26 protein-coding genes are annotated in these 23180 nt (G+C 74.1%); 9 read left to right on the top strand and 17 right to left on the bottom strand.

Annotated elements, in window-relative coordinates; genetic code table 11:
• Positions 1–32: 32 nt before the first annotated feature.
• Positions 33–581 carry a TetR/AcrR family transcriptional regulator gene (locus AB0N29_RS15355; RefSeq protein WP_364867996.1) on the bottom strand — a complete coding sequence of 183 codons (549 nt, stop codon included), beginning with the start codon at positions 579–581 and terminating at the stop codon, positions 33–35.
• Between the two features lie 120 nt (positions 582–701).
• On the opposite strand from AB0N29_RS15355, the gene AB0N29_RS15350 reads away from it, so the two are divergent.
• A complete protein-coding gene (locus AB0N29_RS15350) occupies positions 702–2204 on the top strand; it encodes an MFS transporter (RefSeq protein WP_364867995.1) in 1503 nt (500 codons plus the stop codon).
• Positions 2205–2365: 161 nt separating this feature from the next.
• Entirely contained in the window at positions 2366–3775 is a 1410-nt protein-coding gene (locus AB0N29_RS15345; RefSeq protein ID WP_364867993.1) for a glycoside hydrolase domain-containing protein, read from the top strand.
• A 45-nt stretch (positions 3776–3820) separates the two neighbouring features.
• On the opposite strand, the gene AB0N29_RS15340 is transcribed toward AB0N29_RS15345, so the two are convergent.
• Genes AB0N29_RS15340 through purS form a run of 3 tightly spaced genes read right to left on the bottom strand, consistent with a single transcriptional unit; the run spans position 3821 to position 5198 of the window.
• Positions 3821–4279 (bottom strand): DUF3817 domain-containing protein, encoded by a 459-nt coding sequence (locus tag AB0N29_RS15340; protein ID WP_302268393.1) that lies wholly within the window; start codon positions 4277–4279, stop codon positions 3821–3823.
• Entirely contained in the window at positions 4276–4950 is a 675-nt protein-coding gene (purQ, locus tag AB0N29_RS15335; RefSeq protein ID WP_302268394.1) for a phosphoribosylformylglycinamidine synthase subunit PurQ, read from the bottom strand. The genes AB0N29_RS15340 and purQ overlap by 4 nt, the downstream gene beginning before the upstream one ends.
• Positions 4947–5198 carry a phosphoribosylformylglycinamidine synthase subunit PurS gene (gene purS, locus AB0N29_RS15330; protein WP_302268395.1) on the bottom strand — a complete coding sequence of 84 codons (252 nt, stop codon included), beginning with the start codon at positions 5196–5198 and terminating at the stop codon, positions 4947–4949. The genes purQ and purS overlap by 4 nt, the downstream gene beginning before the upstream one ends.
• A 36-nt stretch (positions 5199–5234) precedes the next feature.
• Here purS and AB0N29_RS15325 point away from each other — a divergent pair, with 36 nt between their 5' ends.
• Positions 5235–5756, top strand: a complete 522-nt coding sequence (locus AB0N29_RS15325; RefSeq protein ID WP_364867990.1) for a general stress protein — start codon at positions 5235–5237, stop codon at positions 5754–5756.
• 136 nt (positions 5757–5892) lie between these two features.
• On the opposite strand, the gene AB0N29_RS15320 is transcribed toward AB0N29_RS15325, so the two are convergent.
• The gene (locus tag AB0N29_RS15320) at positions 5893–6582 is read right to left on the bottom strand and encodes a hypothetical protein (protein ID WP_364867988.1); all 690 of its coding nucleotides are present in this window, start codon (positions 6580–6582) and stop codon (positions 5893–5895) included.
• A 133-nt stretch (positions 6583–6715) separates the two neighbouring features.
• Between AB0N29_RS15320 and AB0N29_RS15315 the strand changes: the two genes are divergently transcribed.
• Both AB0N29_RS15315 and AB0N29_RS15310 read left to right on the top strand, forming a co-directional pair.
• Positions 6716–8671, top strand: coding sequence for a histidine kinase (locus AB0N29_RS15315; RefSeq protein ID WP_364867986.1), 1956 nt, complete (start codon positions 6716–6718; stop codon positions 8669–8671).
• Positions 8668–9342: a response regulator transcription factor gene (locus AB0N29_RS15310; RefSeq protein WP_364867984.1), complete on the top strand. Its 675-nt coding sequence runs from the start codon at positions 8668–8670 to the stop codon at positions 9340–9342. Before AB0N29_RS15315 ends, AB0N29_RS15310 begins: the two co-directional genes overlap by 4 nt.
• On the opposite strand, the gene AB0N29_RS15305 is transcribed toward AB0N29_RS15310, so the two are convergent.
• From AB0N29_RS15305 to AB0N29_RS15290, 4 genes are read right to left on the bottom strand one after another with little or no spacing between them, the layout of a single operon-like run.
• On the bottom strand, positions 9339–9488 hold the full coding sequence (locus tag AB0N29_RS15305) for a hypothetical protein (protein WP_302268401.1): 150 nt from the start codon (positions 9486–9488) through the stop codon (positions 9339–9341). The genes AB0N29_RS15310 and AB0N29_RS15305 overlap by 4 nt on opposite strands.
• Positions 9489–9498: 10 nt before the next feature.
• Complete coding sequence (locus AB0N29_RS15300; RefSeq protein ID WP_302268403.1) at positions 9499–11064, bottom strand: long-chain fatty acid--CoA ligase; 1566 nt, start codon at positions 11062–11064, stop codon at positions 9499–9501.
• Positions 11065–11112: 48 nt separating this feature from the next.
• Positions 11113–11553 carry an SRPBCC family protein gene (locus AB0N29_RS15295; protein ID WP_302268404.1) on the bottom strand — a complete coding sequence of 147 codons (441 nt, stop codon included), beginning with the start codon at positions 11551–11553 and terminating at the stop codon, positions 11113–11115.
• A 16-nt stretch (positions 11554–11569) separates the two neighbouring features.
• Positions 11570–12466 carry a phosphoribosylaminoimidazolesuccinocarboxamide synthase gene (locus tag AB0N29_RS15290; RefSeq protein ID WP_364867981.1) on the bottom strand — a complete coding sequence of 299 codons (897 nt, stop codon included), beginning with the start codon at positions 12464–12466 and terminating at the stop codon, positions 11570–11572.
• Between the two features lie 33 nt (positions 12467–12499).
• Here AB0N29_RS15290 and AB0N29_RS15285 point away from each other — a divergent pair, with 33 nt between their 5' ends.
• Positions 12500–13114 carry a hypothetical protein gene (locus AB0N29_RS15285; RefSeq protein WP_364867979.1) on the top strand — a complete coding sequence of 205 codons (615 nt, stop codon included), beginning with the start codon at positions 12500–12502 and terminating at the stop codon, positions 13112–13114.
• 29 nt (positions 13115–13143) lie between these two features.
• On the opposite strand, the gene AB0N29_RS15280 is transcribed toward AB0N29_RS15285, so the two are convergent.
• A complete protein-coding gene (locus tag AB0N29_RS15280) occupies positions 13144–13740 on the bottom strand; it encodes an antibiotic biosynthesis monooxygenase (RefSeq protein ID WP_364867977.1) in 597 nt (198 codons plus the stop codon).
• Between the two features lie 141 nt (positions 13741–13881).
• Between AB0N29_RS15280 and AB0N29_RS15275 the strand changes: the two genes are divergently transcribed.
• Positions 13882–15327 (top strand): MFS transporter, encoded by a 1446-nt coding sequence (locus tag AB0N29_RS15275; protein ID WP_364867975.1) that lies wholly within the window; start codon positions 13882–13884, stop codon positions 15325–15327.
• Between the two features lie 13 nt (positions 15328–15340).
• Positions 15341–15946 carry a hypothetical protein gene (locus AB0N29_RS15270; protein WP_302268409.1) on the top strand — a complete coding sequence of 202 codons (606 nt, stop codon included), beginning with the start codon at positions 15341–15343 and terminating at the stop codon, positions 15944–15946.
• A gap of 15 nt (positions 15947–15961) precedes the next feature.
• Here AB0N29_RS15270 and AB0N29_RS15265 read toward each other — a convergent pair whose 3' ends face one another.
• Entirely contained in the window at positions 15962–16408 is a 447-nt protein-coding gene (locus AB0N29_RS15265) for a thioredoxin family protein (RefSeq protein ID WP_302268410.1), read from the bottom strand.
• A 7-nt stretch (positions 16409–16415) separates the two neighbouring features.
• The gene (locus tag AB0N29_RS15260) at positions 16416–16742 is read right to left on the bottom strand and encodes a MerR family transcriptional regulator (protein ID WP_364867972.1); all 327 of its coding nucleotides are present in this window, start codon (positions 16740–16742) and stop codon (positions 16416–16418) included.
• A 120-nt stretch (positions 16743–16862) separates the two neighbouring features.
• On the opposite strand from AB0N29_RS15260, the gene AB0N29_RS15255 reads away from it, so the two are divergent.
• On the top strand, positions 16863–17294 hold the full coding sequence (locus tag AB0N29_RS15255; protein WP_302268412.1) for an HSP20 family small heat-shock protein: 432 nt from the start codon (positions 16863–16865) through the stop codon (positions 17292–17294).
• A 93-nt stretch (positions 17295–17387) separates the two neighbouring features.
• Here AB0N29_RS15255 and AB0N29_RS15250 read toward each other — a convergent pair whose 3' ends face one another.
• The 5 genes from AB0N29_RS15250 to AB0N29_RS15230 form a co-directional block, all read right to left on the bottom strand.
• Positions 17388–18455 carry a hypothetical protein gene (locus AB0N29_RS15250; protein ID WP_364867970.1) on the bottom strand — a complete coding sequence of 356 codons (1068 nt, stop codon included), beginning with the start codon at positions 18453–18455 and terminating at the stop codon, positions 17388–17390.
• Positions 18456–19019 carry a sigma-70 family RNA polymerase sigma factor gene (locus AB0N29_RS15245; protein ID WP_364867968.1) on the bottom strand — a complete coding sequence of 188 codons (564 nt, stop codon included), beginning with the start codon at positions 19017–19019 and terminating at the stop codon, positions 18456–18458.
• Positions 19020–19119: 100 nt separating this feature from the next.
• A complete protein-coding gene (gene purB, locus AB0N29_RS15240) occupies positions 19120–20538 on the bottom strand; it encodes an adenylosuccinate lyase (protein WP_364867966.1) in 1419 nt (472 codons plus the stop codon).
• 36 nt (positions 20539–20574) lie between these two features.
• Complete coding sequence (gene purD / locus AB0N29_RS15235) at positions 20575–21843, bottom strand: phosphoribosylamine--glycine ligase (RefSeq protein ID WP_364867964.1); 1269 nt, start codon at positions 21841–21843, stop codon at positions 20575–20577.
• The gene (locus AB0N29_RS15230; RefSeq protein ID WP_364867962.1) at positions 21840–23123 is read right to left on the bottom strand and encodes an adenylosuccinate synthase; all 1284 of its coding nucleotides are present in this window, start codon (positions 23121–23123) and stop codon (positions 21840–21842) included. The genes purD and AB0N29_RS15230 overlap by 4 nt, the downstream gene beginning before the upstream one ends.
• Positions 23124–23180 lie beyond the last annotated feature (57 nt).

The raw sequence follows: 23180 nt of genomic DNA, 5'->3' as shown, positions 1-23180 counted from the left end.
ACCGGCGCCGGGGCGGGCCGCCGTCCGCGGGCTCAGCGGAGGAGACCGTCGGCCAGCACCTCGAGCATGGGACGCACCTCGGCGGGCTCGAGCCCGCCCTGGTCGGCGACGGTCGCGACCCCGCCGACCAGGCGCGCGACCTGCAGGGCGGTGACGTCCTCACGCAGCGCACCGGCGGCGCGGAGCTCCTCGAGCACCCGGTCGACCGCCGAGCGCAGGACCTCGCACTTGGTGCGGATCGGGGACCGCTCGTCGCCCATCGCGCCGGTGAGCTTGGCCGGCCCGCCCTTGTGGACGCTGATCAGCGCGACGTACTCCTCGAACCAGGTCAGCAGCAGGGCGCGGTCGTCGCCGCGGACCGCCAGCGCGCGGCCCACGGCCTCCTCGACGGTGGCGACCCAGCTCTGCATGACCGCGTCCACGAGGGCGTCCCGGCTCGGGAAGTGCCGGTAGAGGGTGCCCGGCCCGACGCCGGCGCGCTTGGCCACGTGGTCGAGCGAGGCGTCGTACCCCTGCTCGCGGAACACCTCGCGCGCGACCTCGACGATCCGGTCGTAGTTGCGCTTCGCGTCGGCGCGCACGGGTCCTCCTGGCGGGGGCTTGCTAAACGGAGACGGTCTCCGTATTGTCGTGGAAGGAAGCGGAGTCATCCTCCGGATCAACGGTACCTCGGTCCTCCGGGCCAGAACAGGACCTCCTCCATGTCGTCCACCACCACCTCCACCACCCAGCCCGTCGACCAGCCCGTCGACCAGCCCGTCGACCAGCCCGTCGACCAGCCCGTCGACCAGCCCGTCGACCAGCCCGTCGACCAGCGCGTCGGCCTGCCCGTCGACCTGCCCGAGAACGCGGGCCGCGCCGCCGCGGCCATCGCGCTGGTGCTCACCGCCCAGCTGATGCTCATCCTCGACACCACCGTCGTGAACGTCGCCCTGCCGCACATCGGCGACGACCTCGCCTTCGGCCCGGCGTCGCTGTCGTGGGTGCTCAACGCCTACACCCTCGCCTTCGGCGGGCTCCTGCTGCTCGGCGGCCGGCTCGGGGACGTCCTGGGCCGCCGCCGGATGTTCGAGTCCGGGCTCGCCGTCTTCACCGCCGCCTCGCTCCTCGGCGGGCTCGCCACCGACCCCGCCGTGCTCGTCGGCGCCCGCGCGCTCCAGGGCGTCGGAGCCGCGCTGGCGGCCCCCAGCGTCCTGGCCCTGCTGACCACGAGCGCCCCCGACGAGGCGGCGCGCAACCGCGCCCTCGCGCTCTTCGGCGCGGTCACCTCCGGCGGGATGTCGGTCGGGCTCCTGCTCGGCGGCTTCCTCACCGACGTGGGCTCCTGGCGCTGGACGCTCTTCATCAACATCCCGATCGGCCTCGCCGTGCTCGCCCTCACCCGCCGCTACCTCGACGAGACCGCACGCCGCCCCGGCCGCTTCGACGTGCTCGGCGCCGTCCTCGCCACCACGGGCGCCGTCGCGGTCGTGTGGTCGCTCATCGGCGCCCCCGAGCACGGCTGGACGTCGGGCCGCACGATCGGCGGCCTCGTCGCGGGCGTCGGGGCGCTGGTGGCGCTCGTGCTCACCGAGCAGCGCGTCGCGCACCCGATCCTGCGGCTCGAGCTGCTCCGCGAGCGGCGACGCGTCGGGGCCCTCGGCGTGATGATGCCGGTCTTCGGCGCCCAGCTGGCGCTGTTCTTCCTCGTCCCGCAGCTGGTCGAGGGCGAGCTGGGCTACAGCCCGGTGATGACCGGCGTGGCGTTCCTGCCCCTGAGCCTGTCGATCTTCGCGATGTCCCGGGTCAGCCCGCGACTGCTCGTCCGCCTCGGCGCGCGCCCGATGATGGTCCTCGGCACCCTGGGGCTGGCCGGCTCCTTCGCCTGGCTCAGCACCGTCTCGGCCGGCGACTCCTACGCCGCGTCCCTGCTGGGGCCGCTGGTGCTCAACGGGCTGAGCGCCGGGCTGGTCTTCATGCCGGTCACCTCGACCGTCCTCGGCGGAGTCGCGCCGGAGCACGCGGGCGCCGCCTCGGGGCTGCTGCAGACCAGCCAGCAGCTGGGCGGCGCGGTCGGGTTCGCGGTCGTCGCGTCGGTGTACGCCGCCGGCGCGGTGCCCGGCGAGGTGCTGCCCGGCGCCGACACGGCGTTCCTCACCGCCGCCGGGTTCGGCCTGCTGGCGGCGGGGGCCGCGCTGGCGCTGGTGCGGCGCGCACGCGCCTGAGACCGCAGACCTCGCGGGACCTCGCGGGCCCGTCGGGCGCCTCCTCCGGGTGGCGACCGGCGGGCCCGAAGTACACCCGTGTAGTTCCTTCGAACGCCTGTGACGGGTGTGACTGCTGTGGTTATGGTGAGGCGCCTTCCCCGACCTTGGAGCCTGCCACCATGCGCCGCCGTACCTCTGCCGTCCTCTCCGCCGCCCTCGCGGGCGCCGTCCTCCTCGGAGCGCCGACCGCCCGAGCCGAGGAGCCCTCCGCCGCCACCCAGCGCACGGACCAGTCCTCGGGGCAGGTCGCGGGACAGGTCGCGGCGAGGAAGGCGAACGTCGTGACGCCCGGTGACTTCACCGGCTACGGCTTCGACCAGTGCCTGGCCCCCGAGCAGTGGAAGATGAACCGCTGGCTCAAGCACTCGCCGTTCCTGGCGGTCGGCATCTACATCGCCGGCGACTCCCGTGCCTGCCGCTCCCAGCCGAACCTCACCCCGGCCTGGGTGACCAAGCAGCTGGCCAAGGGCTGGCGCCTGCTGCCGATCACGCTCGGCCCGCAGGCGTCCTGCCAGCCGCGGTTCCCGCGCTACGACGACGACGTGAAGATCAGCGCCAAGCCCGGCGACAACGGCCGCTACTTCCAGGCGCGCCAGCAGGGCAGCGCCGAGGCGGACTCCTCGGTGGCCGCGGCCACCGCGCTGGGCATGGCCAAGGGCAGCACGCTCTGGTACGACCTCGAGGGCTACGACAACGCCAACACCCACTGCCGCGAGTCCGCCCTGGCGTTCCTCTCCGCGTGGACCGACCGGCTCCACGAGCTCGGCTGGGTCTCCGGCGTCTACTCCAGCGCCGGCTCGGGCATCAAGGCGCTCGACGACGCCCGGGTGAACCGGCCGGGCGCCTACACGATGCCCGACGCCATCTGGATCGCCCGGTGGGACGGCGTCGCCAACACCTCCACCTCGTACGTCCGCGACGACGGTTGGCGGCCGGGCGGCCGCGTGAAGCAGTACCGCGGCGGCCACGACGAGACCTGGGGCGGGGTCCGGATCAACATCGACAGCAACTTCCTCGAGCTCGGCCGCGGCTCGGTCGCGCCGGCCGAGAAGCACTGCGGCGGTGTGCGGGTCTCCTACCCGACCTACGCCGCGCTGCGTCCGGCCACGGGCAGCCAGAAGGCCTCGGACCCCGGCCAGGTCAAGGCACTTCAGTGCCTGCTCAAGGAGAAGGGCGGGTACGCCGGCGCCGTCGACGGCAGCCTGAACGCGCGCACGCTCGCGAGCATCCGCTCCTGGCAGACCGGCCACGGGTTCGCCGCCAAGGACCGGTTCACCAAGGCCAACTGGATGTCTCTCCACGCCGCCGGCAGCACGCCGGTCCTCAAGCGCGGCTCGGCCGGCGCCGACGTACGCCGCGTGCAGCGCGCGCTCAACGCGGCCAGCCCCCAGGCCAAGGTGGTCGTGACCGGCGTCTTCGACGCCCGTACCGACGCCGCCGTCCGCGCCTGGCAGAAGAAGGTCGACCTCACCGTCTCCGGCGTCGTCAACCCCGAGTCCTGGGCGGCGCTGCGCTCCGGCGTGCGCTGAGGCTGGTCGGCCGACATTTCATCTCCCACCGGCCGCTGCCTCGGGTCAGCCGCTGGCGGGCGGGCCGACGAGCAGCGCGAGGCCGGTGAGGGCGAGGACCGCGACGACGGCAGCGACCAGGCCGCGAGCCGGGTTGCGCAGCACCCAGGCGACGGGCCGCTCGACGCCGGCCGGGGTCGTCCCGGCCGAGCGCAGCCGCCAGGAGTCGGCGAGCATGCCGTGGCGGGCGGCGTACCGCTCGAACCACAGCGTCAGGAACGGCGGCACCGAGGAGGCCAGGCCCCCGACGAGCCGGCCCACGGACCAGCGCTGGTCGACGGCCACCACGACGGTGGTCACGCAGTAGGCGACGAACACGACGCCGTGCAGCATCCCGAAGACCCGGACGCCGAGCTCGGTGGTCTCGGTGACGTACTTGAGGAACATGCCGGCCAGCAGGCCGGCCCAGGTGACCGCCTCGGCGGTGGCGACGGTGCGGAAGAGGCGGTTCGGCGAGCCGATCACGCGAAGACCTCCGCGGCCAGCGTGGCGAGGGAGAAGAAGCCCAGTCCGTCGGTGCCGGTCCCGCACAGCTCCTCCACGGAGTGCTCGGGGTGGGGCATCAGGCCGACGACGTTGCCGCGCTCGTTGCGGATCCCGGCGATGTCGCGCAGGGAGCCGTTCGGGTTCTCGCCGAGGTAGCGGGCCACGACCTGGCCCTCGCCCTCGAGGCGGTCGAGCGTCTCGGTGTCGGCGACGAAGGAGCCCTCGCCGTTCTTGAGCGCGATGACCACCTCCTGGCCCTCGGTGTACGCCGCGGTCCAGGGCGTGCCGGTGTCCTCGATGCGCAGGCGCTGGTCGAGGCAGAGGAACTTCTGCCGCTGGTTGCGGATCAGCGCACCGGGCAGCAGGTGGGACTCGCACAGCACCTGGAAGCCGTTGCAGATGCCCAGCACCGGCATGCCGCGACCGGCGGCCTCGACCACCTCGGTCATGACCGGGGAGAAGCGGGAGATGGCGCCGCAGCGCAGGTAGTCGCCGTAGGAGAAGCCGCCCGGCAGGATGACCGCGTCGACCCCCTGCAGGTCGTGGTCGCCGTGCCACAGCGCCACGGCCTCGTGACCACCGAGGCGGACGGCGCGCTGGGCGTCGACGTCGTCGAGGGAGCCCGGGAAGGTGACGACGCCGACCTTCATGCGTCCTGCTCCACCCGCACCGCGAAGTTCTCGATGACCGGGTTGGACAGCAGGGTCTCGGCCATCCGGGTCACGTCGGCGAGCACCGCCTCGGTGACGTCCCCCTCGATCTCGAGCTCGAACCGCTTGCCCTGACGGACGTCGGCGACCCCGGCGAAGCCCAGCCGGGGCAGCGCTCCGAGGACCGCCTTGCCCTGCGGGTCGAGGATCTCGGGCTTGGGCATGACGTCGACGACGACTCGAGGCATGTCTCCAGTCTAGGTGCGGCGGGCACAGTGGAGGACATGAGCATCCCCACTGGAACGCCCATGGGCGGCTCGGGCGCCGGGCGGTCCCCGCTCGGGCTGGAGTTCCCGCAGTCCCTGGCCGTCTACGACGACTACGCCGGCGCCCAGAAGGCCGTCGACTTCCTGGCCGACCGGAAGTTCCCGGTCGAGCAGTGCATGATCGTCGGGACCGACCTCAAGCGCCTCGAGCGGATCACCGGACGCCTCACCACCGGCAAGGTCGCCCTCGGCGGCCTGCTGTCCGGCGCCTGGTTCGGCCTGTTCATCGGCCTGCTCTTCAGCATCTTCACCGAGGAGGGCCTGCTGGCGATCCTGCTCTCGACCGTGCTCTTCGGTGCGCTGTTCGGGCTGATCTGGGCGCTGGCCGGGTACGCCGCGACCCGCGGGCGCCGCGACTTCTCCTCGGTCACCCAGGTGGTCGCCACCCGCTACGAGGTGCTCGTCGAGCACAAGGTGGCCGCCCACGCCCGCGAGCTGCTGGGCGAGATGCCCGGTGGGCGGCCGAACCCGTTCGCCTGAGCCGCGGGTGGCCGACGCGGTGCGGCGGGGGCGCCGGATTCCCCGGCCCCCCGGGGAAACCGGCACTTCTCGGGCGTTGCAACCCCTGAGAAGTGCCGGTTTCCCCTGAGGAGCCGGGCCGGACCAGCATCGTGCCTCAACGGTTGATGACGCTGCGCCCGAACGTCAGTCCGAGCCCGAGCACGACCAGGTAGATCGGGGCGAGCAGGGCCGGCACGCCGGGGACGCCGAGCCCGAGGACCATCGCGGTGGTCTGCAGGACCGGCAGCAGGCTGACGACGCCGATCCAGCGGGAGACGGTCCGCTCACGCAGGCCCATCCAGGCGATCCCGGCAGCCGCGACGACGACGCCGAGCCAGCCGATCCAGGAGCCGAAGTCGTTGAGCATGAAGTACGTCGTCAGGCCGGCCTGGTCGAACGAGCCGCCCTCGGTGCCGTCGGGCAGGTAGAGCCCGAGCGCGCCCTTCCAGCCGTAGCCGTAGGTCAGGCCGGCCGCGGACGAGACCAGTCCCAGCGTGACGAGCGAAGCGGCCGTCGAGGCAGGCACCCGCGGCTCGACGCGTCGCCTCCACTGGGCCGCGAGCAGCAGGAGCATGGCGACGGCTGCGTACCCGAGCACCAGCGAGAGCCGGTAGACCATCGGGTCGAGGGTGTCGAAGAAGCCGTCGGTGAAGCGGACCTCGGTGGGGACGTCGTTGCGCCCGTCGAGGACCAGGGTGGCGACGAAGCCGAGAGTGCCGGCCGCGGTGGCGGCCAGCGGCCAGCGGCCGCGGGTCGAGGTGGTGGCACGGTCGGCGGTGCCAGGGAGAGGGGCGGTGGTGGTCATCGTGTCCTCCGGGACGGTGGGGCCGGTCGCGGTCGACCGGCTGGTGAGGACGACGGTGGCCCTCCCTGTGTCCCGGGCACGAGGGACACCGACCTCCTGATCCGGGGACGCCAGTTCGGGCAGCATGAGCGCCGTGACCGTCCCGGACCGCGCGCTCCGCGCCCTCGCCGCCGTCCTGGCGGTGGTCGCGGTCACCTCCTGCGCGCTGGTCCGCCCCCTGCAGGCCTGGTGGGACGACGGCACCCGGGCCGGAGCCGCCGGCGACCTCGCCCTGGGCACGGTCTGGCCGGTCGTCGGCGCGCTCGTCGTGCGGGCCCGCCCGCGCAACCCGGTCGGCTGGCTGCTGCTGGTGCCGGCACTGATCGGCCCCTACCAGGTGCTGGCGGTCTACGCCGGGCACGTCGCGGGCGTCGGGGTGCTCGGCGGGTTCGCCGCCTGGGTGGCGATCTGGGGTTTCGCGCCGTACTTCTTCACCCTCCCGCTGCTTCCCCACGTCTTCCCCGACGGCCGCCCGCCGAGCCCGCGTTGGCGCCCGGTCGTGCTGGGCGTGGCGGTGGTCGCGACGGTCACGACGGTGGCGCGGATGCTGTCCCCGATCGACGCCGACATCGTCCCCGGCCTGATGAACCCGCTCGGGATCGAGCGGGCCACCTGGCTGCGCCACGTCACCCAGACCGGCGCCTCGCTGCTGTTCCTCGTCGGCATCCCGCTGGCGGTCGTCTCTCTCGCCGTTCGGATCCGCCGCGCCCGCGACGTCGAACGCACCCAGCTGCAGTGGCTGTTCCTCGGCGGGCTGCTCCTCGTGGTGGCCGTGCTGATCCCCTTCGGCTCGCTCGACGCGTGGAACGGCGTCGTGGGGCTCTCCGCCCTCCCGGTGGCGATCGGCGTCGCGATGCTGCGCCACCGGCTCTTCGACGTCGAGCTGACGCTCAACCGCACGCTTGTCTTCGGCCTGCTCACCGGCGCCGTCGTCGCGGTGTACGTGCTCCTCGTGTACGGCGTGCAGGCGGTCGCTCCCGACTCGACCTGGAGCGTCGCGCTCGTCGCCCTCTCCGCCCTCGCCGCAGCGGCCGGCCGGGAACGGGTGCAGGAGCTGGTGGACCGCCGGCTCTTCGGGCACCGGCACAACCCGTACGCCGTGGTGTCGCGCGTCGGGCGCCACGTCGCCGCCGCCTCCCAGCCGGTCGACGCGCTGCAGGGGCTGGTCGACGGGCTGCGCGACGCGCTGCGGCTGCCGTCGGTGGCCTTCACCAGCGATGAGGTGTCGGTCGCCTCGGGCACCCCGCTCCACGGCAGCCGCGTCGTCCCGTGCACCGCCCTCGGCGCCCGGGTCGGCGAGCTCCACGTCGGGCTGCGCACCGCGGGCGAGCGCTGGTCCCCCGAGCAGGAGGCCGCGGTCGAGGAGGTCGCGGCCCGCGCCGGCACCCTGGCGTACGCCGCCGGGCTGGTCGCCGACGTGGCCCGCTCCCGGGGCCGGATCGTGGCCGCGCGCGAGGAGGAGCGCCGACGGCTGCGCGCCGACCTGCACGACGGGGTCGCCCCGAACCTCGCCGGCACCGCCCTGCAGCTGGAGTCCCTGGCCAAGCGGCTGGCCCGCGACGACCAGCCGGCGCTCGCCGAGCGCGTGACCCAGCTGGGCGACGGTCTGCGCGGCACCGTCACCGAGCTCCGCGCCCTCGTCCACGGCCTGCGCCCGCCGGTGCTCGACCAGCGCGGCCTGGCCGGGGCGCTGCGCGACCTCGTGGTCGGCCACGAGGACGTGCCGCGCTGCACCGCCGAGGTCGGCGACCTCGGTGCGCCGCACGCCGCGGTCGAGGTGGCGGCGTACGCGATCGCGTCCGAGGCGTTCAGCAACGCGCTGCGGCACGCGGTCGCCGGCACGGTGCGGCTACGGGCCGCGGTCCGCGGCCGGGACCTCGTCGTCGAGGTCGTCGACGACGGCGTCGGGCTCCCGGCCCGTCCGCGAGCCGGGGTCGGCACCGTCAGCATGCGCGAGCGGGCGGCCGAGGTGGGCGGCCGGCTCGAGGTCGGCCCGACGCCCGGCGGCGGCACCACGGTCCGCGCCACCCTGCCCCTGGAGGTCCCGTGAGCACCGACCCGTCCCGTCCGTCCTCCGCCGTGCGGGTGCTGGTCGTCGACGACCACCCCGTCTTCCGGGCCGGGATGGTGACCGTCCTCGACGACCTGCCGGGCATCGAGGTGGTCGCCCAGGCCGCCGACGGCGAGGAGGCGGTCGCGCTGGCCGGCGAGCACGCGCCGGACGTGGTGCTGATGGACCTGCGGATGCCCGGCGTCGGCGGGCTGGAGGCGACCGCGCGGATCCGGGTCGAGCACCCCGACGTCGCGGTGGTCGTGCTGACCATGGACTCCGACGACGACTCGGTCTTCGCGGCGCTGCGGGCCGGGGCCCGGGGCTACCTGCTCAAGGAGGCCGAGGTCGACGACATCGAGCGGGCGGTCGTGGGCGCCGCCCGCGGCGAGGCCGTCTTCGGCTCGGGCATCGCCGGCCGGGTGCTGGCGTACTTCTCCGGCGCGCGGCCGACGGTCTCGGCGTTCCCCCAGCTGACCCCCCGCGAGCACGAGGTCCTCGAGCTGATCGCGCAGGGGCTCGACAACACCACGATCGCGCGCCGGCTGTTCCTGTCCGACAAGACCGTCCGCAACCGGGTCAGCGACGTGCTGGGCAAGCTGCACGCCCGGTCCCGCGCCGAGATGGTGGCGCTGGCGCGGGACGCGGGGCTGGGCGGGCAGCCCGGCTAGCCGCGCCGGGTGTTCTGGACGACCACGATCACCAGCGCGACGCCGAGGCCGGCGAGGATCGGTCCGAAGACGCCCGACCCGGCGACCCACCACAGCGCCCCGGAGACGACGAGGAACGCCGCGAGCAGGTAGAGCAGCACCCTCACCGGGCGGACCTCACGCCAGCTCGCGCTTGAGGATCTTGCCGGTCGCGGTCATCGGCAGGGCGTCGACGACCTCGACGAGGCGGGGGTACTTGTACGCCGCGAGCTGCTCCTTGGACCACGCCACGAGCTCCTCGGGGGTGACCGACGCGCCCTCGTTCAGGATGACGAACGCCTTGATCTCCTCGCCGTGGCTCTCGTGCGGCACACCGATGACCGCGGCGAGCGAGACCGCCTCGTGGGTCATCAGGACCTCCTCGATCTCGCGCGGGTACACGTTGAAGCCGCCGCGGATGATCATGTCCTTGGACCGGTCGACGATGTAGTACCAGCCGTCCTCGTCCTTGCGCGCGAGGTCGCCGGAGCGGAACCACCCGTCGTGGATCGCCTCGTCGGTCGCCTCGGGCCGGCCGTGGTAGCCCTTCATGATGTTGTGGCCCTTGATCGCGATCTCGCCGACCGCGTCGGGGCCCGGCTCGTCGATCTCCTCCCACGACTCGGGCTTGAGCAGCGTCATCTCCACGCCGGGCACCGGCACGCCGATCGAGCCGACGCGCGGCGGCTGGCCGTGCGGGGAGAACGACGCCACCGGTGAGGTCTCCGAGAGGCCGTAGCCCTCGAGGATGGTGACGCCGAAGCGCTTCTCGAAGTCCTTGTGCACCTCGACCGGCAGCGCGGAGCCGCCGGCGGCCGCGACGCGCAGGTTCTCGGCGATGGAGCCGACGTCGACGCCCTCCTCGAGCGCGCCGAGCAGGCCCCAGTACATCGTCGGGACGCCGGCGAAGAAGGTGACCTTCTCCTTGAGCATCAGCCCGAGCGCGGCCTGCGCCTCGAAGCGCGGCAGCATCACGACGGTGCCGCCGTAGGCGAACGCGCCGTTCTGGATGACGGTCTGGCCGAAGGAGTGGAACAGCGGCAGCACGCACAGGTAGGTGTCGGGCTTGCTCGCGTCGGCGCCGAACAGCTGCTCCCCGAGCAGCGCGTTGTCGCGCATGTTGCGGTGCCGCAGCTCCGCGCCCTTGGGCTGGCCGGTCGTGCCGGAGGTGTAGAGGATGACCGCGGTGTCGTCCTCGTCGGTCTCCACCGAGGTGAACTCGCCGGGCTGGCCGCCCATCGCCTGCGCCATCGTCTCGGTGCCCTCGATCGGGCTGGCCGCGGCGAGGTCGGCGGTGATCACGAAGAAGTGCTCGCAGCCCGCGGCCTCGCCGAAGCCGGCGTACCCCTCCTTGGCCATGGGCAGGTCGGGGGTGCCCTCGAAGCAGAAGTAGGCCTTCGCGTCGGAGTCCTCGAGGTGGTAGGCGACCTCGCGCCCCTTGAGCAGCACGTTGAGCGGGACCACGGTCGCGCCGGCCTTGAGGATGCCGTAGTAGACGACCGAGAAGTACGGCAGGTTGGGGCAGCTCAGCGCGACCTTGTCGCCGGGGCGGATCCCGCGGGAGACCAGCAGGTTGGCCACCATGTTGGCGAACGAGTCGACGGCGGCATAGGTCAGCCGGGTCTCACCGAGGACGACCGCGTCCCGGTCGGGGTACTGCTGGGCGCTGGTCTCGAGCAGGGACGAGAGGTTGTACGACGACACTTGTGGCCTCCATCACGACGGTCCGGACGGGCCCAACCTACTCACTGGTCACGAAGGATCCGAGCCCGGCCGGTGCCGCGCGCCGAGGATGCGCGCGGCGCGGCGCAGGTCGGACCGGACGGCGCCCGGGGAGACCAGCTGCAGCGCCCGCGCGAGCGGGCCCGCGAGCCCTCGCCCGCGCAGCCGCATCGACACCGAGACGACGCAGCCGCTGCCCGGGGCCGGCGCCAGCTCCAGGGTCAGGTCGGCCTCGAAGCCGCGCCAGGTGCCGGTCTCGGACCAGCGCAGCGGCCGCACCAGTTCGGTGGTGCGCATCCGCGGGCGGAGCCCCGGGAGCGTGACGTCGGTCCAGGTCTGGCCGACCCCGACCTCCCCGACCACGTCCTCGACCCGCGCCAGGCTCGACTGCCACTCCGCCCGGTTGGCCGGGTCGGCGAGGTAGTCGATCACCACCTCCGGCGGCACCGGGAAGTGGACCGAGCCGCTCACGGCAGCGCCACCGGAGTCACCAGGTCTCGCCGGTGAGCCGCTCGTAGGCCTCGACGTAGCGGGCACGGGTCCGCTCGACGACCTCGGGCGGGAGCGGCGGCGGCGCCTCGCCGGACGCCTTGTCCCAGCCGGACTCCGGGGAGGTCAGCCAGTTGCGGACCACCTGCTTGTCGTACGACGGCTGGGTCCGGCCCGGCTGCCACTCCGCGAGCGGCCAGAACCGCGAGGAGTCCGGGGTCAGCACCTCGTCGCCGAGCACCGTGGTGCCGTCGGGCCGGTCGCCGAACTCCAGCTTGGTGTCGGCCAGGATGATCCCCTGCTCCCGCGCGACGGCCTCGGCGCGGGCGTAGACCTCCAGCGTCAGGTCCCGCAGCCGGGCGGCGCCGCCGGGGCCGACGACGGCCGCGACCGCCTCGAGGTCGACGTTCTCGTCGTGGTCGCCGAACGCCGCCTTCGTCGCCGGGGTGAAGATCGGCTCGGGCAGCCGCGAGCCGTCCTCGAGACCGTCGGGCAGGGGGTTGCCGCAGACCGCGCCGGTCGCGCGGTAGTCGGCCAGGCCGGAGCCGGTGAGGTAGCCCCGCGCGACGCACTCGACCGGGAACATCGAGAGCTTCTCGCACACCACCGCGCGGCCACGGACCTGCGCGGGCACGTCGGTGGAGATCACGTGGTGCGGCACGATGTCGGCGAGCCGGTCGAACCACCACAGCGACATCCGGGTGAGGATCTCGCCCTTGTCGGGGATCGTCGCGTCGAGGATGAAGTCGTAGGCCGAGATGCGGTCGCTCGCGACCATGAGCAGCGCGCCGGCGTACGGGCCCTCGGTCAGCTCGTAGAGGTCGCGCACCTTGCCGGAGTGGAGGTGCGTCGCGCCCTCGATGGTCGGGGCTGCGGGGATCTCGACGTCTGCCACGTGCCCAGGCTAGTGCGGTGGCACAGTGGGTCCATGGCAGAGTCCGCCGCCGCCGTCCACGCCCGCGTCCTGGAGCACGCCGCCGACGCGCGGCTGCCGATGCCGCCCTCGGGCGAGTGGGACAGCTTCCCCTGGGAGGTGCGCGAGGGCCGGGTCGCACCGCGGGCCCTGCGACCACCCTCCCCCGACCCGCTGCGCGAGGGCGAGGACCCTGCCCGGCCCTGCTCGTCGTGCGCGGGCTTCGACCCCGCCCGGGTGGTGTGGGAGGACGAGCACTGGGTGCTCACCCACCGCGGCGCGCCGTCGGGGCTGCCGCTGGTGCTCCTGCTGCACGCCCGCGAGCACCTGGACCTCGGCGACCTCGACGACGACCTCGCCTCCGAGCTGGGCCGGATCACCAACCGCCTGGTGCGCATCGTCGGCGCCCTGGAGAACATCGGGCGCGTGCACGTGGACCGCTGGGGCGACGGCGGCTCGCACCTGCACCAGTGGTTCTTCGCACGCACGGCCGGCCTCACCGGCGTGCTGGGCTCCCACGCCGCGGAGTGGGACGAGATCCTCCCGCCCGGCCCGGAGGACGTCTGGCGCGCCGACCTGCACGCCGTCGCCGTCAAGCTGGCCAACTGGGGCGGCACGGCGCGAGCCTGACCCGCCCCGCCCCCCGCCCAGCCGGCCGATCAGCCGGCCGTGCGGGCCGCCCGGCGCCAGGGGGCGGGTCGCCCGTGGAGCCACCACTCCATCCGGCGGGTCATCCACGGGAGGGCGACGTACGTCATCACCGGCGTCATCACGAGGACGACGGCGAGCACGCGAAGCGGGAGCCAGACCCCGCCCAGGACCGGGGCGGCCAGCCAGTTGACCAGCACGCTGAGCGGGTAGAACACCAGGAAGATCACCGAGGCCTGCTTCCAGCGCGGCGGCGCGGCCGGCACCGCGCGCAGGTCCTCGACGTCGCGGGTGGTCGGGTCGTCGAACCACCCCTCGATGCCGGTACGGCGCTCCACGCGCGAGTCGACCACGCCGAGGCCGGCGGCCGAGGAGCGCCACCACTGCCGCTGCGGGGAGTGCTCCCACGCCTGCAGCGCGGCGCCGTCGGCGAACCGGTAGAGCATGTGCCAGGTGCTCGAGCCGGTCTCCGGCCGCACCCAGCCGGCGCCGAGGAAGCCGGGGAACTGCTGGGCCAGCGCGGTGCCCGCCTGCAGCCAGCTCAGCATCTCCGCGTCGTGCCCGGGGTCGAGCGTGCGGGTGATGGAGACGGTCACGGGCGCGGTCATGCCCGCATGGTCCGGCCACGAGCACCGCGCCACCAAACCGCGCGACCGGACCGCGCGACCGGACCGCGCGACCGGACCACGCGGCGAACTCGGCGCCACCCGCGCTGAGTAGGCCCGGCACCGACGGGGCAACGGGTCCCGGTGAGCGAGGAGGGGACCAGCGCCGACCAGCGGCCGGAGGAGCGTCTCGACGACGACTACACCCCCGACCCGCGGCGCTGGAGGATCCTCGGCGTCACCCTCGTCGTCGGCTTCATGTCGCTGCTCGACGTGACGATCGTGAACGTCGCCATCCCCTCCATGCAGGAGGGGCTGGGCACCTCCGCCGGCACGATCCAGTGGGTCGTGTCCGGCTACGCGCTGGCCTTCGGGCTCACGCTGGTCGCCGGCGGCCGGCTGGGCGACGCCTACGGCCGCCGCCGGCTGATGCTGATCGGCCTGACCGGCTTCATCCTCTCCAGCGCCGCGGTCGGCCTGGCGCCGAACACCGCGACCGTGATCGCCGCTCGGCTCGCGCAGGGCGCGACCGCCGGGCTGCTCACCCCGCAGAACTCCGGCCTGATCCAACAGCTCTTCCGGGGTCCCGAGCGCGGCCGCGCGTTCGGCGCCTTCGGCTTCACCGTCTCCCTCTCCTCGGCCCTGGGGCCGGTGCTGGGCGGCGCGATCATCGCGCTGGCCGGCGAGGAGGAGGGCTGGCGCTGGCTCTTCCTGGTCAACGTCCCCATCGGGCTGGCCGCCCTGGTCGCGATCGCCGTGATCGTCCCGGGCCCCGACCGTCGGGACGACAGCGGCACGTGGATCGACGTGCCGGGCGCACTGCTGCTCGGCGGTGCGGTGCTGTGCGTGCTCTTCCCGCTCGTGAGCCTGGAGAGCGGCGCCCTGCTGCCGCTGGTGCTGCTCGCCGGCGCCCCGGCGTTCGGCTGGGCCTTCGTGCGGTGGGAGGCCCGGCTGCGACGCCAGGGCCGGCCGCCGCTGCTCGACGTCGGCCTGCTGCGCACGCTGCCCGGCTACAGCACCGGGATGGCGATCGGCACCCTCTACTTCACGGGGTTCACCGGCATCTTCCTGGTGCTCTCGGTCCACCTGCAGGGCGAGCTCGGCCTCTCGCCGCTGGCGGCCGGCGCGCTGACCACGCCGTTCGCCGCCGGCGCCGCGGTCACCGCACCCCTCGCGGGCCGGCTGGTGTCGCGGGCCGGGCGCACGCTGACCGTCGTCGCGCTCGTCACGATGATGACCGGCACCGCGCTCACCGCATGGCTCGCGCCCGGCTTCGACGACGGGCGGATCTGGATGGCGCTGGTCCCGTGCCTGCTGCTCGCGGGCCTCGGCGGCGGCGGCGTCATCTCGCCGAACTTCACCCTCACCCTCGCCGAGGTGCCGCCCCGGATGGGCGGCGCCGCCGGCGCGGCGCTGCAGACCGGCCAGCGGATCGGGTCCTCGCTGGGCGCGGCGCTGCTGATGACGACGTACGGCATCGCGATGGGCCCGTTCGGCGGCGAGGGCGCGCTCCGGGCGGCCCTGCTCGCCTCGCTGGCGGTGCTGTCCCTGGCGCTCGCCGCCGCGGTCTGGTCACGCCGGCACGAGTGAGGTCGAATGGGTCATGGCCTCCGAGACCTTCCTCCCCGACCCCCCGGCCGGCCCCGCCGTCGACGCGATGCTCGAGGCCGACCGCACCAGCCACGGCTTCGTCATGAACCTCACCCGCGTGTGGGCGCACCAGCCGCGGGTCTTCGACGCGTACGCCGCGCTGGCCACCTCCTCGGCCGAGGCGGCCGGGCTGTCGGTCCGTGACCGCGGCGTGCTGGTCACCGCGCTCGCCAGCACGATCGGCGACGCCTACTGCTCGATCGCCTGGGGCGGCAGGCTCGCCGCCGAGGCCGGCGACCCGTCCCTCCCGGTCGCGGTGCTGACCGGCAGCGACGCCGGGCTCGACGACCGGGAGCGCGCGCTGGCCGCCTGGGCCCGGCTGGTGGCCCGCGACCCGTCCGCGACGACGCAGGCCGACGTTGACCGGCTCCGCGAGGCGGGGCTCGACGACGCCCAGGTCGTGGCGGCGACGGTGTACGTCGCGGCGCGCCTGGCGTTCTCGACCGTCAACGGCGCTCTGGGCGCCAGGCCGGACGGCGACCTGCGGTCGGTCGCGCCCGCGGAGGTGCTCGAGACCGTCACCTGGGGCCGGCCCATCGAGCCGCCGGGAGCCGGCTGACCGGACGAGCGGTGCTCAGTCGGCCGCGGCGAGCGCGCCGAGGACCTGCTCCTTGCGCGGGGCACCGGCGGCGCGACTGACCTCCCGGCCGGACCGGTCGAGGACCAGCGTGGTGGGGGTGCGCAGCACGTCGAGGTCCCGCACGAGCGCGAGGTGGTGCTCGGCGTCGACCTCGACGTGGACCACCCCCGGCACCAGCTCGGCGACCTCGGCCAGCGTGCGCCGGGTGGCCCGGCACGGGGCGCAGAACGCGGTCGAGAACTGCACCAGGGTGGCCCGCTCCCCCGGCGCCGCGTCCGGCACCGCCGCCGCGACGCGCGACCAGGCGGTCGGCTCCGCCGTGCCCGACTCCTGCATCCTCGCCCTCCCTCGCGCGAACCGTCCGTCGACCACCGCTCGCCAGCCGCCGACGGCCAGGGCGAGCAGCACAGCGCCGAGCAGCACCCAGGTCCCGGTGGTCACGGCCGGCTCAACCCCCGCGCGGGCCGCGTTGTTCCTGCGGCCCGGCCCGCAGCCGGGCGTTCGCCGCGCGGAGGCGGCGTACCTCCTCCTCCAGCGCCAGCACCCGTGCGATGCCCGCGAGGTTGAGGCCGTCGGCGAGCAGGTCGCGGATGCGGTGCAGCCGGTCGATGTCGGCGCGGCTGTAGAGGCGGGTGCCGCCGGGGGTCCGGTCGGGGTCGAGGAGCCCGCGCCGCTCGTAGACGCGCAAGTTCTGGACCTGCATCGAGACCATCTCCGCCGCCACCGAGATCGCGAAGACCCCCCGCTCGTGCGTCTGCCGCCGCCCACCTGCCACGGGGTTGATTCTGCCGTGAACGTGGAATATAAGAAACCTGTAACTGTTGATACAGGTACGACGAGCCCGCACCACCCGGTCCGGGCCCGCCGACGACACAGATCCTGAGGAGGAGACCCCATGTTGCTGCGCACCACCGACCCGTTCCGCGACTTCGACCGCCTCACCCAGCAGCTGCTGGGGACCACCAACCGCCCGGCGGTCATGCCGATGGACGCCTGGCGCGAGGGTGACCGGTTCGTCATCGAGTTCGACCTGCCGGGCGTCGCCCGCGACAGCATCGACCTCGACGTCGAGCGCAACGTCCTGACCGTCCGCGCCGAGCGCGTGGCCGGCAACGGCGACTGGCAGATGCTGGCCAGCGAGCGCACCCGCGGCTCGTTCAGCCGCCAGCTGGTCCTCGGCGACAACCTCGACCTCGACCGCATCGAGGCGTCCTACGACGCCGGCGTGCTGCGGCTGGTCGTGCCGGTCGCGGAGAAGGCCAAGCCGCGCAAGATCGAGATCGGCTCCACCTCCCCCGAGGCGCAGCCGGCCGCGATCGAGGGCTGACGCCCGACGCGCGGAACGACAGCAGGGGCCCGGACACCGCTCGGTGTCCGGGCCTCTGTGTGTTCCTGACGTGTACCTGCGGTGTCGCTGGTGTCAGCAGCCGAGGCCGCCCTCGAAGCCCTCCGGCACCTGGCCTCGTGCGGCGTCGTCGGTGTAGTCCCAGACGTACTCGGGATACTCCCCCGACGTGGCCATCTCGAACAGGACCGGCCACGACCGGGCGCTCCCGAGGACGTCGACGGCGACCTGGGCACGCCCGTCGTCGCCCACCCGCCTCGCGTCCCGGAGCTCGCGCAGCCAGGCGCAGGCGACCTGGCCGGTGACCTCGGCGCCGAGCTGGTAGGGGTCGGCCTGGTCCGAGGTGATCGGCGGCGTCTCCTCCCCGAACGTCCGCTCCTGGCCGCTCGCCGCCGCGATGCCGTCGAGGATCTCCTCGATCGCCGCCTCCCGCTCGCCGGACGTCACGAACTCCGCGGGCAGCGCGGCCTCGAAGTCCGCCCTTCCGACCAGCCGGAGCCGGCCGAGGAGCGCCTCGAAGGCGTCCCGGTCCATCCCGCTGCCGCGCACCTCGAGGGTGTGACCGCGCTCCACCGGGCGGATCACGGTGTGGTCGTCCGGGCTGTAGGGCCACAGCTGGCCGGTCAGCCCGAGCACCTCGACCGGCTCCCCGTCGGCGGGCGGGTCGACGATGTGGCGGCGGTCCTCGAGATAGGTCTGGTACGCCGCGGCCGGGCGCCAGCTGACCTCGACGGAGGCGGAGCCCTTCTCGTAGGCCACCTCGCCGTCGCCGTCGCCGTCGCCGCCCTCGCCCTCGTAGACGTAGGTCGCCGTCCAGCCGGGGGCGTCGAGCACCGCCCGGAAGGGCGCCTCGGCCGCGGCCGACGGGCTGCCCGCGGGGGCGGCGGGTCGGGGCGCGGCGCCGTCCCCTCCGGTCCACCAGAGGGTGCCGGCGGCGACGGTCGCGACGGCGGCCGCCGCGGCGACCGGCACCAGCCACCTCGTGCGGCGCGGTGGGGTGCTCGGAGCCGGTGCGGTCGGTCGGTCGGTGACGGCGGTGCGCATGATCTCCTCCAGGAGCTCGGCCCGCCCGGCCGCGAGCGGCAGCCGCGCGACCGCGGCGTCGGTGAGGGGGGCGCCGGCGTGGTCGTCGTCGCTGCTCATCTACGGCTCCTTCCGGGTGAGCTGGGGTGTGCTGGGGAGATGTCCGGCGGGCGGCGGATCGTTGCCGGTGTCCTCGGGCAGCAGCGCCCGCAGGCGGCCCCGGGCCCGGGAGAGCCGGGGCCGGACGACGACCGTCGTGACCCCGAGGACGTCGGCGATCTCACGGGGCTCGAGCCCCTCCCACAGGTGGAGCTCGAGCACCTCCTGGTCGCGCGCGCTCAGCCGGCGCATCGCCGCGGTGACGTCGGCGCGGTGGACGACGGCGTCGCTGCCGTCGGGGACCACCGACGCCAGCTCGCGGCGGAGCCGGTCGCCCAACGCGCTGCGTCGCCCGTCGCCGCGCCGGTGGTTCGCCAGGACGCGGCGGGCCACGCCGTACAACCAGGGCCGGGTCTCCGGCTCGGGCGGCACGTGCGCCAGCCGTCGCCAGGCGACGAGGAAGGTGTCCGCGGTGACGTCGGCGGCGTCCTCGGGTCGCTCGACCCGGCGCAGCGCGAAGCCGAGGACCGCGTCGAAGTGGGCGGCGTACAGCCGCCGGAAGGTGTCCTCGCGGCCCTCGCTCATGCCTGGCTCATGTCCGGCGCGGGCGGGATCGTTGCAGGAGGCCGGTCCCGCCTCTGGCGGGATGTCCAGCACGCCCGCCGACCCGCCCCGGGCGACCGGTCTAGAGGATCTCGCCGGGGGCGTACGCCGCGGCGTCGGGGTGCCGCTCGGTCACGGCCGCGACGCGGCGCACGACCTCCTGGACCTGGGCGACCGCGGCGCCGGTGAAGGTGATCGGCTCGGCGACCAGCGAGGCCAGCTGGTCGGCCGACAGCCCGAGGCGGGGGTCGGCGGCGAGGCGGGCGAACACGTCGTTCTCGGCCTGACCGCGGCGCATGTCGAGGGCGGTGCCGACCGCGGCCTCCTTGATCGCCTCGTGACCGACCTCGCGGCCGACGCCGTTGCGGACCGCGGCCATGAGGACCTTCGTGGTGGCGAGGAACGGCAGGTACCGGTCGAGCTCGCGCTGCACGACGGCCGGGAAGGCACCGAACTCGTCGAGCACGGTGAGGAAGGTCTGGAAGAGGCCGTCCACGGCGAAGAACGCGTCCGGCAGCGCGACCCGGCGCACCACCGAGTCCGAGACGTCGCCCTCGTTCCACTGGTCGCCGGCGAGCTCGCCGATCATCGACAGGTAGCCGCGGGTGACGACCGCCAGGCCGTTGACCCGCTCGCAGGAGCGGCTGTTCATCTTGTGCGGCATCGCCGAGGAGCCGACCTGGCCCTCCTTGAAGCCCTCGGTGACCAGCTCGTTGCCGGCCATCAAGCGGACGGTGGTCGCGAGGTTGGAGGGGCCGGCCACGAGCTGGACGAGGGCGGAGAGGACGTCGAAGTCCAGCGACCGCGGGTAGACCTGGCCGACGCTGGTCAGCACCCGGTCGAAGCCGAGGTGGGCCGCGACGCGCTGCTCGAGCTCGGCCAGCCGCGCCTCGTCGCCGTCGAGCAGGTCGAGCATGTCCTGGGCGGTGCCCATCGGGCCCTTGATGCCCCGCAGCGGGTAGCGGCCCAGCAGGTCCTCGACCCGCTCCAGCGCCACCAGCATCTCGTCGGCCACCGTGGCGAACCGCTTGCCCAGGGTGGTCGCCTGGGCCGCCACGTTGTGGCTGCGGCCGGCCATCACGGTCAGCTGGTGCTCCGAGGCGAGCCGCCCGAGCCGGGCGAGCGCCGCGACCGCGCGGTCGCGCACGAGGGCCAGGGACTGGCGGACCTGGAGCTGCTCGACGTTCTCGGTCAGGTCGCGGGAGGTCATCCCCTTGTGCACGTGCTCGTGGCCGGCCAGCGCGCAGAACTCCTCGATGCGCGCCTTCACGTCGTGCCGCGTGACCCGCTCCCGCGCGGCGATCGAGGCGAGGTCCACCCGGTCGACGACCGCCTCGTAGGCCTCGACCACCCCGTCGGGCACCTCGATCCCGAGGTCGCGCTGGGCCTTGAGGACGGCGATCCACAGCTGCCGCTCGAGGACCACCTTGTGCTCCGGCGACCAGATGCCGGCGAGGTCGGGGGCGGCGTACCGCGTGGCCAGGACGTTCGGGACGGTCACGCGGCGGATTCTCCCACGCCGAAGTCGGGTCCCGACTCAGCCGGTGACGGAGGCGCCCTCGACGACGCCGAGCGGCTCGGCGGCGATGTCGGAGCGGCGCTGCATGCCGGGGAAGGAGATCTCCTCGGCGGCGGCGTACGCCGCGGCGCGGGCGGCGGCCACGTCGGCGCCGGTGGCACGGACCGCGAGGACGCGTCCGCCGGCGGTGACCAGCCCGTCGGGGCCGAGCGCCGTGCCGGCGTGGACGACGTCGACGTCGGCCCGCGCGTCGGCGGCCTCGACGCCGGTGACGGGGTCGCCCTTCGAGGAGGACTCGGGGTAGCCGGCGGAGGCGAGGACGACGCTGACCGCGGCCTCGTCGCGGAAGCGCGGCGCGTCGACGTCGCCGAGCCGGCCCTCCGCGGCGGCGAGCAGCAGCTCGCCGAGCGAGGAGTCGAGCAGCGCGAGCACCGGCTGCACGTCGGGGTCGCCGAAGCGGACGTTGAACTCGATGACCCGCGGGCCGGCGGCGGTCAGCGCGAGGCCGACGTAGAGGCAGCCGCGGAACGGCGTGCCGCGGCGCGCCATCTCGTCGAGGGTGGGCTGGACGACGGTGGCGACGACGACCTCGGCGAGGTCCGGCGGCGCCCACGGCAGCGGGGAGTAGGAGCCCATGCCGCCGGTGTTGGGGCCGCGGCCGCCGTCGTGGATGCGCTTGAAGTCCTGGGCCGGCTGCAGGGGGTGGGTGCTCGTGCCGTCGCAGATCGCGAAGAGCGAGACCTCCGGGCCGTCGAGGAACTCCTCCACCACGACCGTGCCGCAGGTCGCGGCGTGCGCGAGGGCCTCGTCGCGGTCGGTGGTCACCACGACGCCCTTGCCTGCGGCGAGCGCGTCGTCCTTGACGACGTACGGCGCGCCGGCCAGGTCGATCGCCTCGCCGACCTCCGCCGGGGTCGAGCACACCCACGACCGCGCGGTGGGCACGCCGGCCGCGGCCATGACCTCCTTGGCGAACGCCTTGGAGCCCTCCAGCCGGGCCGCCGCGCGGGACGGCCCGAAGCAGGCGATCCCGGCGTCGGTCACCGCGTCCGCGACGCCCGCGACCAGCGGCGCCTCGGGGCCGACGACGACCAGGTCCACCTCGAGGCGGGTCGCCAGGGCGGCGACGGCCGCCGGGTCGGCGGGGTCGACCTCGTGCAGCGCGGCGACCGCGCCGATGCCCGGGTTGCCCGGCGCCGCGTGGACCTCGGTGACCGCGGGGTCGCGGGACAGCGCGAGCGCGAGCGCGTGCTCGCGGCCGCCGGTGCCGACGACGAGCGCCCTCACGGGTTGACGACGACCGTCTGCTCGCGGCCCGGGCCCACCCCGACGCCCCAGATCTTCGTGCCCGACAGCGCCTCGAGCGCCCGCACGTAGCGCTGGGCGTTGACCGGCAGGTCCTCGAAGGTGCGGCAGCCGGAGATGTCGGAGCCCCAGCCGTCGAAGTACTCGTAGACCGGCGTGGCGTGGTGGAACTCGGTCTGCGTCATCGGCATCTCGTCGTGCCGCACGCCGTCGACCTCGTAGGCCACGCAGACCGGGATCCGGTCCCAGGCGCCGAGGATGTCGAGCTTGGTGAGGAACAGGTCGGTGAGGCCGTTGACGCGCGAGGCGTAGCGGGCGACGACCGAGTCGTACCAGCCGCAGCGGCGGGTGCGGCCGGTCGAGACGCCGATCTCGCCGCCGAGGCGCTGGAGCTGCTGGCCGTCCTCGTCGAACAGCTCGGTCGGGAACGGCCCGGACCCCACGCGGGTCGTGTAGGCCTTGATCACGCCGATGACCCGGTCGATGCGGGTGGGGCCGACACCGGCGCCCACGCAGACGCCGCCGGCGACGGGGTTCGAGGACGTCACGAACGGATAGGTGCCGTGGTCGACGTCGAGCATCGTGGCCTGGGCGCCCTCGAAGAGGACCGTCTCGCCCCGGTCGAGCGCCTGGTTGAGCAGCAGCGAGGTGTCGGCGACCATCGGCCGCAGCCGGTCGACGTACGCCGTCAGCTCCTCGACGACCGCGTCGACCTCGATGGCCCGGCGGTTGTAGATCTTGGTGAGCAGGTGGTTGCGGACGTCGAGGGCCGCCTCGACCTTCTGCCGCAGGATCTTCTCGTCGAACAGGTCCGCGATCCGCACGCCGTACCGGTTGACCTTGTCGGAGTACGCCGGGCCGATGCCGCGCCCGGTCGTGCCGATCTGGTTCTTGCCGAGGAAGCGCTCGGTGACCTTGTCGATCGTGGAGTGGTAGGAGGCGATGACGTGGGCGTTCGCGCTCACGACCAGGCCGCCGATCTCCACGCCCCGCTCGAGCAGCCCGTCGAGCTCGCGGAACAGCGCCTCGGGCGAGACGACCACGCCGTTGGCGATGACCGAGGTCGCGCCGGGGGTCAGGATGCCGCTGGGCAGCAGGTGGGTGGCGTACTTCTCGCCGTCGATCACGATGGTGTGACCGGCGTTGTGACCACCGCTGGTGCGGACGACGTAGTCGATGGGGTCGGTGGTGGCCAGCTGGTCGGTGGCCTTGCCCTTGCCCTCGTCTCCCCACTGGGCTCCGAGCACGACGATCGCGGGCATAGGTGACTCCTCACAAGCAGTGGCTCACACGTCGAACCACAATGGAAAAGGCCCCGG

Origin of the sequence: Nocardioides sp. NPDC092400, from assembly GCF_040684155.1 — a bacterium.
Classification (GTDB): Bacteria; Actinomycetota; Actinomycetes; order Propionibacteriales; family Nocardioidaceae; genus Nocardioides.
This window is presented reverse-complemented; position numbering and strand designations above follow the sequence as displayed.